Origin of the sequence: Streptomyces sp. NPDC006261 (genome assembly GCF_040613515.1) — a bacterium.
Lineage (GTDB): Bacteria > Actinomycetota > Actinomycetes > Streptomycetales > Streptomycetaceae > Streptomyces.
In genome coordinates, this window is the sequence record NZ_JBEXSI010000040.1 from 56,580 (window position 1) to 68,190 (window position 11,611).

At 65.9% G+C, this 11,611-nt stretch carries 11 protein-coding genes and 1 pseudogene; 4 read left to right on the forward strand and 8 right to left on the reverse strand.

Going from position 1 to position 11,611, the window contains the following annotated elements:
- Positions 1–581 precede the first annotated feature (581 nt).
- The 6 genes and pseudogenes from ABZ154_RS24505 to ABZ154_RS24530 all read right to left on the reverse strand — a co-directional run.
- The gene (locus ABZ154_RS24505) at positions 582–995 is read right to left on the reverse strand and encodes an Rv3654c family TadE-like protein (RefSeq protein ID WP_356835935.1); all 414 of its coding nucleotides are present in this window, start codon (positions 993–995) and stop codon (positions 582–584) included.
- A 191-nt stretch (positions 996–1,186) separates the two neighbouring features.
- The gene (locus tag ABZ154_RS24510; RefSeq protein WP_356835937.1) at positions 1,187–1,537 is read right to left on the reverse strand and encodes a TadE family type IV pilus minor pilin; all 351 of its coding nucleotides are present in this window, start codon (positions 1,535–1,537) and stop codon (positions 1,187–1,189) included.
- A 31-nt stretch (positions 1,538–1,568) separates the two neighbouring features.
- Positions 1,569–1,853 (reverse strand): DUF4244 domain-containing protein, encoded by a 285-nt coding sequence (locus ABZ154_RS24515; protein WP_356835959.1) that lies wholly within the window; start codon positions 1,851–1,853, stop codon positions 1,569–1,571.
- A gap of 115 nt (positions 1,854–1,968) precedes the next feature.
- Positions 1,969–2,847 (reverse strand): type II secretion system F family protein, encoded by an 879-nt coding sequence (locus ABZ154_RS24520; protein ID WP_356835939.1) that lies wholly within the window; start codon positions 2,845–2,847, stop codon positions 1,969–1,971.
- On the reverse strand, positions 2,844–3,758 hold the full coding sequence (locus ABZ154_RS24525; protein ID WP_356835941.1) for a type II secretion system F family protein: 915 nt from the start codon (positions 3,756–3,758) through the stop codon (positions 2,844–2,846). Before ABZ154_RS24525 ends, ABZ154_RS24520 begins: the two co-directional genes overlap by 4 nt.
- Positions 3,755–4,066, reverse strand: a pseudogene (locus tag ABZ154_RS24530) (ATPase, T2SS/T4P/T4SS family); the annotation flags it as partial. The gene ABZ154_RS24525 and the pseudogene ABZ154_RS24530, both read right to left, overlap by 4 nt.
- Positions 4,067–4,115: 49 nt before the next feature.
- On the opposite strand from ABZ154_RS24530, the gene ABZ154_RS24535 reads away from it, so the two are divergent.
- From ABZ154_RS24535 to ABZ154_RS24550, 4 genes are all read left to right on the forward strand, one after another.
- The gene (locus ABZ154_RS24535) at positions 4,116–5,720 is read left to right on the forward strand and encodes a recombinase family protein (protein ID WP_356835943.1); all 1,605 of its coding nucleotides are present in this window, start codon (positions 4,116–4,118) and stop codon (positions 5,718–5,720) included.
- A gap of 1,551 nt (positions 5,721–7,271) precedes the next feature.
- On the forward strand, positions 7,272–8,864 hold the full coding sequence (locus ABZ154_RS24540; protein ID WP_356835945.1) for a phage major capsid protein: 1,593 nt from the start codon (positions 7,272–7,274) through the stop codon (positions 8,862–8,864).
- A 719-nt stretch (positions 8,865–9,583) separates the two neighbouring features.
- The gene (locus ABZ154_RS24545; protein ID WP_356835947.1) at positions 9,584–9,991 is read left to right on the forward strand and encodes a hypothetical protein; all 408 of its coding nucleotides are present in this window, start codon (positions 9,584–9,586) and stop codon (positions 9,989–9,991) included.
- Complete coding sequence (locus tag ABZ154_RS24550; protein WP_356835949.1) at positions 9,988–10,170, forward strand: hypothetical protein; 183 nt, start codon at positions 9,988–9,990, stop codon at positions 10,168–10,170. Before ABZ154_RS24545 ends, ABZ154_RS24550 begins: the two co-directional genes overlap by 4 nt.
- 67 nt (positions 10,171–10,237) lie before the next feature.
- On the opposite strand, the gene ABZ154_RS24555 is transcribed toward ABZ154_RS24550, so the two are convergent.
- The gene (locus ABZ154_RS24555; protein WP_356835951.1) at positions 10,238–10,462 is read right to left on the reverse strand and encodes a hypothetical protein; all 225 of its coding nucleotides are present in this window, start codon (positions 10,460–10,462) and stop codon (positions 10,238–10,240) included.
- Positions 10,463–10,512: 50 nt separating this feature from the next.
- Positions 10,513–11,484, reverse strand: coding sequence for a helix-turn-helix transcriptional regulator (locus ABZ154_RS24560; protein ID WP_356835953.1), 972 nt, complete (start codon positions 11,482–11,484; stop codon positions 10,513–10,515).
- Positions 11,485–11,611 lie beyond the last annotated feature (127 nt).

Genomic DNA, 11,611 nt, shown 5'->3' on the forward strand with positions numbered 1-11,611 from the left:
CCGATACGAAGCGCCCAAGGCCGCTTGGTACACGCCGCGTTGCCCTTCAGGAGGGTCCCCTTCGGGCTATGCCCGAAGAGACAGTTTCGCGCCTCTCGGTGGGACGATGAACCGGGAGCGGGGCACCACCCGGAGTCCTGCTCGAAAGGGGTGGACACGGCTGTGACATGGCGCGGCGCCCCTTCTTCTACGCGCTGACCGTGACCGTTGTGTCCTGGCTGCTCGGGCTGGGCGTCGAGCTCGCTCTGACGGCCTTCTCCGACAGGCACGAGGGCTGGAGTGCCTTGAGAGCGGCAGACCCCTGGGAGCTGGTCTTCCCGGTCGTCGCCGTCGTGGCTCTGACCGCCGCCCGCCGCTGCCTGCAGCCGCTCCCGCGTTGGCGCGTCATCGTGACGGACGGACTCCTCTACACCGCGGCCCTGCTGCTGTGCGGAGGTCTCACCGCCTGGGCGGCCGGGAATGAAGCGCCGGTGGACAGCGCGTTGTTGACAGGCAACTTCGCCCTCCGCCCTCTTCAGTCTCCAGCTGCCGGCGGCGTGGGGGCCGTCCGGGGTGGCGCTCGGGGAGCCTGGAGGTCATGCTCACAGCGGGCCACTCGAACGTGCCGACCGGCTGACGCCGTGCGGTGGCTCGTGGCTCGTGGCCGAAGCGAAGGACGACGACCGGCCGGCCACCGCACGGGGAGCCGCCGGAGGGGCGGCCCGGGCCCTGACGGCGGGCGCGTAGCGCCCGAGGCTCGACCGGGCGACCACATCGGCGATCTCCCCGTGCACCGAGCAACGGACGAGCACCGCCTTCTGCGCCACGGCCACCCTCCGGGCCGCCTCGCAGGCGACGCCCGGCCCTTCCAGCGCCCGGTCCGCAGCTGCCAGTGCCGCCAAGTCCGCGGCACTGCCCGCCCGGTGGCGTGCGGTCACGACCTGCCCCAGCTCAAGCACGAGGGCGAACACCCCACACAGGGCCACGGTGGTGACAGCCACCCACACCGTCGCCACCCCCCGATCCACTCCCCGAAGCCGCTCCCCACCCGTCCGCCCGGCCCGGGCACGGATCCGGAGCCGGAGCCGGTCCCGGAGCCGCAGCCGGAGCCGCAGCCGCAGCCGGAGCCGGTGCCGCATCCGGAGCCGGTGCCGGACCTCCTCCCGGCGGCACAGCCAACGCCCGCGGGCTTCAGGGCCCGTCCGCTTCATGGCACAGCACCTCCCACCGTGTCCTCCGCCAGGGCAACCGCCTCGGCACGCAGCGTCAGGGCCAGCGCCGCCGGGCCCGGAGTGGGCGCCTCCACCGTTACGCTCCACAACTCCCCTGCTTTCCCCACCGCGACCCGGGCACCACGCGGCGCGGCATCGCGCGCGGCCGTCAGCACCGCCGCCTCCGGCTCCGAACGGGCCGCGGCCCGGGCCCCCGCCCGTGCCGCGTCCACACACCGGATCTGGGCCGAGGCCGCCGCCAACGCCCAGAGCAACGCCATGGCGAAGGCCACCAGCACCGGGATCACCACAGCCGCCTCCGCCGTCACCGCCCCGCGGTCCCGCATCCGACGCATGCTGCGGTGTCCCGCCCCGGCCTCAGAACTTCGCATCGAGGGCGCCCTCGATCATGGACTGCATCGCCGACATGACCGGCCCGCTGTTGACCACCTTGTAGAGCACGGCGGCGAAGGCGCACGCGGCGATGGTGCCCACGGCGTACTCGGAGGTGGTCATCCCGCGGTCGGACGACCGGCCCAGCCTCCCCGTCCGCCGCGCGACCCATGGCGCCGCCGACCGGCCCGGCGATCGCCTCGACGGCCGTGTGCGGCAGAGAGCGCCGACCGCTCGCCGCTCTCCTTCCGTTCGCCCCTCCTCTGCCATCCGCTCCGTCAGCTCTGTTCTTCCCTCGAACTTCTTGTTCATTTCGTTCCCCCGATGGGCATCGACAGCGATCAGGCGTCCGAACGGAGCGCCCGTGAACGAAGAGTGCGCCGGCCTAGCCCGTGGCCAGCAGTGCGCCGGCCAAGCCGATGATCACCGGCGCCACCCCGACCGCCAGGAAGGCGGGGAGGAAGCACAGTCCGACCGGCGCGGTGATCAGGACCCCGGCGCGCTGGGCACGAGCCACAGCGGCACCGGCCTGCTCGGCGCGTATCGTCTCGGCCAGCCTGGCGACCTGCTCCGCCGCCGGGGCCCCGGTCGATCCGGCGCGGTGCAGACAGCGGGCCAGCGGTCCGGCGCCCGGTATGTCCCCGAATCGCCCCCACGCCTCGGCGGGCTCCCCGCCGAGGCGGATCTCGGCAGCGACCCGGGCAAGCCGGTCGCCGACCGGGCCGCCGATGGACTCACCGACCGCCTCCGCCGCCTCGCGGGGCCCGGCGCCGACGGCGACGCACGCCGCCAGCAGATCGGCGGCCAGAGGGAGCTGTCCGGCGATCGCGGCCCGCTCCTCGCGGGACTCGCCCGGACCGGGCCGGGGCCGGGAACGCTGCCGGCGCCACGTCCCGTATGCCGCTACCGCACCGACGGCACACCCCACCAGGCCGCCGATCAGAATCCATCCGGCCAGCCAGGCCCCCACCGGAGCGGCCCACCGCAGGACACCGGCACGAGCCCCGGCATCGGCACTGGCACCGCTGGCCGCCCGGACATCACCACCCGATCGGGCACCGCTGTCCTTCCGTGCCCGTACGACCACCGCTCGGGACCACCAGCCGGTTCCTACGGACGGTGCGGCCTCCAGGATCAGTGCGCCCCGGCCACGCACCAGCCGGCTCCGGCGCCCCTCAGCCACAGCGAGTACCAGCTGCATCGCCGCCCCCGACAGCGCCCCCAGGATCCCCAGGCTGTGGAGAACTCCTCCCGTCGTGCTCATGGCGCCTGACCTCCCCGCACGATCCGGCAAGCCCAGAAGAGTCCGGCCGCTTCCAGGAAGCCCCCCACCGCCAGGCAGAACAGCCCGCCCGGCGTGTGCAGCAGCACCCGCAGCGGATCGGCTCCCAGCGCGGCGCCCAGCCCCAGACCCGCCACCGGCAGCAGTGCCAGAACCACGACGGTCGACCAGGCTCCCGCCAACTGGGCCCGCAGCTCCTCCCGTCTGCGCCGGTCGGCCCGTAACGCCGTCTCCAGACGGTCCAGGCCCGCCACGAGACCAGCTCCGCCGTCCGCCGCCACCCGCCAGCACGCGGCCATCCCGGACAGGCCCCCCAGCCCCGGCCCGGCGGCCGCCTGCCGCAGCGCCCCGGGCACGTCTCCCCCGAAGCGCGCGGCCGCGAGCACAGCGGCCTCCGCGTCCCCAAGCCACGCCCCGTCGCCCGGCCCGCCTCCGCCCCACGGTTCCCCGCCCGCCGTGCACTCCCTCAACCCGGCCAGCAGGGCCTGGCCGGGCTCCTGGCCGGCCCGCAGCTCCCCGACCACGGCCGCGCACAACGCCGCCACCGAGTCCGCCGCCCGCTCGCACTGCCGTCGCCGGGCGCGACCCCGCATCCACCGCCGTACCAACGGCACTGCCACCGCTCCGGCGACCAGCGGCAGCACCGAAGCCCCCAGCACGGCCAGCACCACCGCCACCGGGACGCACCACCACTCGCGCCGCTCCACAACCAGCTCCCGCGCCTTGAGCAGGAACGGCCACGCTCGCCACGCCTGCCACGGCTCGGCCGGACCCTCCACGAACAGGACCCGCGCCCGCCGGACCCCAGGCTCCCGCATCGCGACCAGCCACACGGCCGCGCCCGCGCAGAGGGCCGCCGCATGCGCCGCGTAACCCACGGAGCTGCCCGTCACAGCGCACCCCCGATCAGCGACTCCAGCCGCGCCCGGCCCCGCTCCGGGACGAACCCGTCGGCACCCCAGCTCAGAGCAGGCACGGTGAACACCAGGCCGGCCGCGTCCCGTTCCAGGACATGCACGTCGGCGATCCGTCGCCGTCCGGCCCGGTCCCGTACGAGATGCACGACGACCGACAGCGCGGCCGCCAGCTGGCTGTGCAGAGCGGTCCGGTCCAGGCCGGCGGCGGTCCCGAGCGCTTCCAGCCGGGCGGGCACGTGCTCGGCGGCGTTCGCGTGGACGGTGCCGCAGCCTCCCGGGTGTCCGGCCTAACCGTCCATGGCGGGTAGGTCACCGACTCCCTTCAGGGAAGACATGAAGACCGTCGTCATCTATGACCGACTCAGCCGCTTGTTTGCTGAGGAAGCGCCGGACCACCGCATTGCCATCTGCCGCGCCTACGCCGAAGCGCGCGGATGGAAGGTCGTTCACGTCGCCACGGACACGAACGTCAGCGGTGCAAGCAAGCTCGAAGACCGCCCCGGAATGCGCGAAGTGCTGTCGTGGCTTCCGCGCGTTGACTACGTGCTTGCGGCAAAGCTCGACCGGTACGCCCGAAGCGTGCTGGAGTTTCAGCGGCTTCTCGACGCCGCGAAGTCGACTCACTCAACGGTCGTCACGGCGGACGGCGTTGTATCGCCGGAAAACGCCTCCATCATCATCAACGTCCTGGCCGCGTTCGCGGAGTACGAGCGCGACATGATCACGGCGCGCATCACTGACAGCAAGCAACACTTCAAGGCACGTGGCAACCATCTGGGCGGATTGGCACCCTACGGCTACAGCGTGACGGGACCAATCAACGACAAGCGTTGGACCATTGACAAAGACGCCGCAAAGATCATCCGCGAATGTGCCGACAAGCTCATCAACCACGGTGCCACACTGACGGGCCTTACCCGCGAACTCAATGAACGCGGAACCTTGCCCCCAGCAGACCACGCACGACAGCGCGATGGGCGCAAGCTCAGCCACGAACGCGAAGGGCGCGACGGACGCAAGAAGACTCCCCAGCGTTGGCACTCCACAACGCTGCGGGATGTTCTCTACACGTCCGCCCTTCGCGGCTGGCTTGTCCAGTCCGTACCCGGAAAGAAGCGGGGCGCGCTCACAAATCAGCCCGTTCTCGACGCCGAAGGAAAACCCCTTCGCGCCGGACCCGAAATCCTCAACGCCGAAACGTGGTCCGCACTGCGCGCGATTCTCGACGGAAAGGCTAAGGGTCGGGGCGCTGAGCGCACGGGTAAAGCCCTACTTCTTCACGTCGCCCTGTGCTCAGAATGCGACGGACCAATGTACCGGCAGCGCCGAGCGGTCAACGGCAAAGACTACTCGACTTACGTTTGCCGGAACGGAGTCGGCAAGCTCGGAACTCACCGACCCAACGTCATCACTGCGCCAATGCTGGACGACCTTGTCACCGCCGATTACCTGAAGCGCTTCGGCCGCATTGCTCTTCAGCGCTGGACGGAGCCGGACGGCAGCGCGGTACTTCAGCTCAGCGAAGTCACAACCCAAATCGAGCGGCTTGCAGGGAACCTTGCCCAGCTCGCACCGAACGGCACGGCGGCACGCATGGCCATTACCCAACTGAACGCACTGGAGAAGCGGCAGGGAGAATTGCGCACGGAAGCCGACCACGCTGAAGGCCGCTGGGTGGACGCTGGGAGCACCATTGCGGCTGAGTGGCAGCGGCGTACGGATGAAGGCCGCAAAGAGCTTCTGAACGACCTGGGTGCCGTTGTAGTCGTCCGCCCGACAACACCCGGAGCACCCAAGCGGTTCAACCCGGCGCGAGTCGCGATCGATTACGAGGGTCCGGCCTGGGTGCGCAATGATCCGGCGGCAGCGAATCTAGCGGCCATTTCCCAGACTGAAGCGCTCATTGCCGAAGAGCGACGGGCAGGCGCTACGTACTAGACACGGGCACCGTTAAGGGCCGTCTGAGGGGCTGTGAGCCTCTTGGGCGGCCCTTTATGGGTTCGGGGGCGCTGGGGCACTGCGGGGCTGCGAGGAGCGCTCAGGGGCTTCGGGGCGCAGCGTCACCACAGCGGGCAGGCGGCAGGCTGCCGACCTGGCCTGTTCTTTTAGTAGATGATGCAAACTCTTCCCATGTATCAATAAGAAAACCTATAGCACTAGGGGTAAGCGTTCACAGTCACGGACTTTAAGAACACAGCTCCGCGACACCTCCTCTCCGCTGCCCTGGTCACCGACTCCCTTCAAGGTAAGTAGGAGGACGTTACGGCGTCCCTTCCTGCGGGTCTGTGACGGCGTAAGCCAATCCCGCTCCCATGACTCCCCAGCGCGCGGGACGGCTTATCTCTAGCAGAAAGCGCGCACGACTAAGCCCCCGGGCGTAGGTCGAGAAATCCTCAGTGGGTCACAGCACTGAGGCGGACTCCCTACGCACCGGGGGCTTTTTCGTTTCTGTGACAACGAAAGGGCTACGCGGCCATGCCTCATTTGCCGTACGAACTTCACACCATCCAGTGCGCCCGCTGCGGGGGCCGACTGGGTGAGAGTCAAGAGCGGTATTGCTCCGCTGCCTGCCGCGCCTCCGCATGGCGTATCGCCCAATGGGAGGAAGAGCGCAAGAACCTGGGACTTCCCCTACAGGCTTCCTGCGCGCTTTGTGGCGAGCGAATCAGTGTGACGTCGAAAAGCAAGACGTCGTGTGACGAGAACGACCGGAATGATGACTGTGTTGATGCCCAGGCAAGCACGCGGCTGGACGCAATCAATGCGCGCGACGAAGCCGAAGAACTCCGCGAATACGCCGAGTGTGAGCACTGTGGTGCTGATATCGGGTACGGCGGTAAGGGGCGTCCCCGGCGTTTCTGCGCCCCGCGTTGCCGGACCGCTTTCTACCGTGCGGAGCGTGCGGCAAGGGTAGGCGTTTGATGATTGCCGACCACGCTTACGCCGACGCGCTCACTGCCGTCGAAGCCGCCTACGGTCCAGCTACGAACTTCGGCTGTATCCACTGCACCAACAACGCTTCCCGCTGGGTGGTGGACAACTCCAGATCCGCAACCCTTGACCCGCGTATGCGGCGGTACAGCGCACGACACACGGACTGGTGGCCTTTCTGCGCCCGCTGTGCACGCAGCTACGAAGACAGTGGCTCCGGCTTTCCGCCCGTGGTGTTCCGGCGCGTAAGCGTCTTTGCTGAACGCCATTGGTTCACGGCTTGTTTTCAGGTGGACGCTAGTTGCTCTGTGCTGCTGAGCGATGCCTACGCCACCTACTTGGACTTCTGTCGCGAGGAACAGATTCCCGCCCCGGAAGTAATGACACGGCTCGCTTTCAAGAAGGCGCTACTTCGTCACGGAGCGACGGCCAAGCGTGAACGTCGAGGCGTCGCGCTTGTTGGTCTAAGCATTCGCGCAAGCTAAAAATTCACGGTCCGGCCGACCGGATATGTAGAAATTCCGCTCACTTACGGCGAGCGTGTTGGAAGGGAACCCATTGACTGACATTGAGACACGTGCAGCACCGCAGCCTCTTAGAACTGACGAGAGCCGAAAGCTCAGCGGCTATGCCGTAGTTTTCGATGCGCCTACACGAATCGGCGCGTTCACCGAATCCATAGCGTACGACGCGTGGACCAACGCAAGTGACGACGTGCTTGCGACGTGGAATCACAACCCGGACAACGTCTTGGGCCGCACTCGATCCGGCACGCTTGCGCTGACCCCGGACAAGACCGGAATCCGCTACGACGTCGACCTTCCGGATACAGAGCTTGGCCGCAGCGTTCACGAGCTTACGAAGCGTGGCGATATTTACGGCTCATCGTTCACGTTCATCTGCGACGAAGACCAGTGGGATTACAGCGGAGAAATTCCGCACCGCACAGTTACCGCAATGCGGGTCATTGAGCTTGGCCCCGTTCACACCCCTGCATACCCGGACGCGACCGTAAGCGCTCGCGCACTTGAAAGAGGAAACATGAGCAAGGTTGACATTGACGCTGCCCGTAAGGCCATTGCCGAAAGCGAGCGCGCCGACAAGCTTCGTGCCGACATTCGCACCGCTGAGGCGGACGGCGAGAAGCGCGGGGCGGAGCTGGACGAGAAGCGCGCTGAGCTGGACGCGCACAACCATGAGCGTGCCGCTTCGCTGTCCGCCATGAAGTCGCCCAGTGAGCGATCCGCCATTGGCCGCAAGGCATCTGCTGGCGACCTCCTTCACGCGAAGCTCGCTGAGTCTCGCAACCTGACTTCTGCGGGTACCGCTGGGTCCTTTACCCCGGCCGAGTTCTCGAAGACCTTCGTGGACCTCATGGCCCCCAGCTCCGTCGTACTTTCCAGTGGCGTAAACCGAGTTGCAACCAACGCTTCTGAGTGGAAGACCCCGGTCGTCACTTCGGACTTCACTCCGGCGTTTGTGGGTGAGCTTGCGGACCTGCCGACCGGGGGGTTTGCAGCGGGTCTTCTGACTGTGAAGCCGATGAAGATTGCCACGGCTGAAATGCTGTCGAGTGAGTTCGTCAACGACTCCGACGGTGTTTCCCTGAATGCCATTAGCCGCTCGATGCTCCGCACTCTCGCTCTGGGCTTCGATAAGCAGGCACTTACCGGAACGGCGGGTACCGACAAGTTCGCCGGTATCGCCAACACGACTGGCATCCAGACTCTTGCGCTCACTGCTGAGCCTGCCGACCTTGCGCCGTTCGCTGAGGCATTCGGAATGCTTGAGGACGTCTCGGCCGTGCCGTCGATCGTGGTAATGAACCCGACCCGTTGGGCTCAGCTTCTCGGCCTCAAGGACACGACCGGGCGTCAGCTTCTGAGCGCTGGGGCGGGCAGCGGTACCGACGGCGTCAACCGCAGCATCCTGGGCGTTCCGGTGAAGGTTTCCCCCTACGTGGACGCGAACACCATCCTTGTTTACGACGCGTCGGAGCTTTATGCAGTCATCCGCAAGGACGCGACGTTTGAGACCTCTTCGGACGCTGGCTTTTTCAAGGACGGCATCGGTGCCCGTGCGATCATGCGCGCCGCCGTTGCTGTTCCGAACGCTGCCGCTGTCGTCAAGATGACTATTTCCGCTGCGTAATGGGAAGCGGCGAACTGTTCACGGATAGCACGCCGCGTAGCTACGTCGAGATCGGGGCAGGTCTTCTCATTGATGGGAAGCCTGCCCCTTCCGGCGTTCGTGTGCGGCTTCCTGCTGACCTTGTCGAATACATCATTGCGCAGCAATGGGGAATCCACGCTGAAGGGCCACACCTTGGGTTCCTGCTCAACCAAAAGGATGCCGAAAAGGGTAGGGGGGTGTCTATCGAGTTGCGCGCACCGAAAGCACCCCCGGGGGTATCGCTGGGATTGAGCGAGTGGTCTACGCATATGCGCCCCCTGTGGCTTCGCGCTGAGGGTCGAGTGAGGCGCGCTGAACTTCCTGCTGTGTTTCCTTGCGTGTGTTCCCGTTGCGGGCGCACGGGTTATGTGCGCGCTGGTACGCGACGCACAGCACAGCGCGGAGATGCATGGTTTGTGCGCTGCGGTAAGTGCGCTCAGCCCACTCATGTTGAGTAGGTCGAGCACACTCGTCGTGATGATTGCTGGCGTAAATCTGATGAGGCGTCAGGTACCCGCCGGCTGGAATATCAGTGCAGGTCAAAGCCTCATCGTGAAGGGGTTGCACTTTGCGTTTCGGTTTGCGGTAGGGGAATGCGGGGCGAAAGTTCAGCAATGAGGTCTCTGGCGATCCCGGCCCCAGCTCGAAAAACGCACGCTACGCGCTGCCCCTTCCTTGGGGCGATTGAAGGTGAACCGATGACTAAGAACTGTGCCGTCTGTGGAACGGCATTCACAGCGGGCAAGGCTCACGCCGAATACTGCTGTCGGCCCTGTCGCGATAAGGCGTATCGGTCCCGCAAGGCCGCTGAGTCGCCCCGTAAGCCCCTGGGAGCCACGTCGGGCGCTCCACTGCCGGAAGACGACCGGGAAGCACTCAGGGAGCTATACCGCGCCGCCATCACGCGCATCATTGCCGATGGGTTGGTTGTTCCTGGGCGGCGCGGTGAAGCCGACGTTGCGCACCCGCTAGCACGCTTCGTCGGTCCCTGGCTCAGCGCCCTGGGATACGCCGCGAAGACTGTTAACGGCGAAGGCGATGACGACCTTGATGCGCTTATCGCATCGCTGCTGAAGAGCACGGATGAGAAGGGGGCGAAGCTGTGAGCCTGAAGGCGACGACGTCGGAACTTGCGAACCGGATTGCCCGCGCTTCTCTTTCGCGTACTGAGGCTGAGGCGCATCCGCTCTTTCTGACGTTCCGTCTCGCCTATGCACGCGATACCAAAAGGGTGCCGACGGGTGCCGATGTGTTCGACGCTGTGAGCGCTCCGGACGTCTTCTAATCCCCTGGCAGCATCATGAAGCCCCGTAGACACCTGGTGCCTACGGGGCTTTTTTTATGCCTTTCACTCACAAGTGCTTTTGCACGAAGTCATCATCGTAGTCTTCTTCGCCGTTCATCATGTCGATTGCGCGACCAAGGTTCATGTTCGATTCGGCTTGTGAAATGGCGCAACTTCCGCAGTAGCCTTGACCATATTCGTCGTAATCGAGCTCTCCGCCGTACTCGGCGTGGTACTCGGCTCGCGCGTCCTCGACGTCGAACCCTGTATTGCACTCACAGCATTTCACCATGTCAGCATGATAGCGACCTTCGGACTGCCTATGGGGCGTCTCTGCGTTCTTCAGGCTGCTTCTACCGCTCGGCGTAGTGCATCTTTGTGTTCCCACGACCAAGGGGCGTCGCGCAGTTCGTCGGGCAGACCAGCAAGACCGTTCCTCAGATGGTCGGCTGCTTCGCTGTACCTTCCGAGCGCAAGCGTGGCGAGTCCCATGTTCAGGCGATTGAAGCTAGGCGTTAGCCAGTAGGCCGTTGCGGGAGGGGGGAGCGCTGCTGCTTTGTCCATGAGCCGTTCGGCTTGCTCGACCGTGCGCAACGCTTCATCCGCATCGCCTAATTCAGCAAGCCCCGCCGCCGCCTGGAGATAGTCGCCTATCCGCTGGGCGGGATGTGCGCCGGGAGTGTTCGCTGCTGCCCCAAACCAGCGGGCAATGCCTTGAGGGCGGCCCTGCTGTCGGGCGATGTATCCCTTGAAATTCAATGCTTGCGCGGCAAGGGTTCCGTTACCGGTCTCGTCGGCAAGTTCCACAGCATCATTCAACAGACGCACCCCATCAGGATATTCATGCGTCTGCGCGAATAGCCATCCTGCGAACTGGACCCATTCTGACGCTACGTCAGATAGCCGGTCGCGGTGCGGACCCCGGGCTTCCTTGAGCATCTGTGTAACTTCCCGCATTTGTGCCATGGTCGCCGGAATCACGCTGCGCGGGGGTGCTGTGTCGTCTAGACGGCGATAAGCGGCGAGCACGCCAGCGAGAGCGTCAACCGTTCCGGCATCCAGTCGAGACGGATTCTTAACGCTACGGGCGACGCGTTCTGATTCCTCCTCTTTGATCAGGGTGTCTGCCAGCGCGCCACCAGCACCAACAAGAAGATCAAGTGCGTTAGCTAAATTTTCCGACGGCCGCTGTTTCCCATTCAGCACACGCGACAGGTAAGCCGGGTCGTAGTGCGTTTCCCGTGCTGCGGCTTTCATGGAATATCCGGCGTCCCTCAGTGCCCGACGGGCGAGATCAGGGAAGTCGTCACGCATGGCAAACCTCTGGGGGTTGACTGTCAGTGCTTCTAGGGCGCGTATTGAGTCGTGATCACTGGCTGGCTCGGGTGAGGTCCTTGATCCAGATCATGGAAGCTCGGAGGTGGAGGCCGGCTTGATAGCT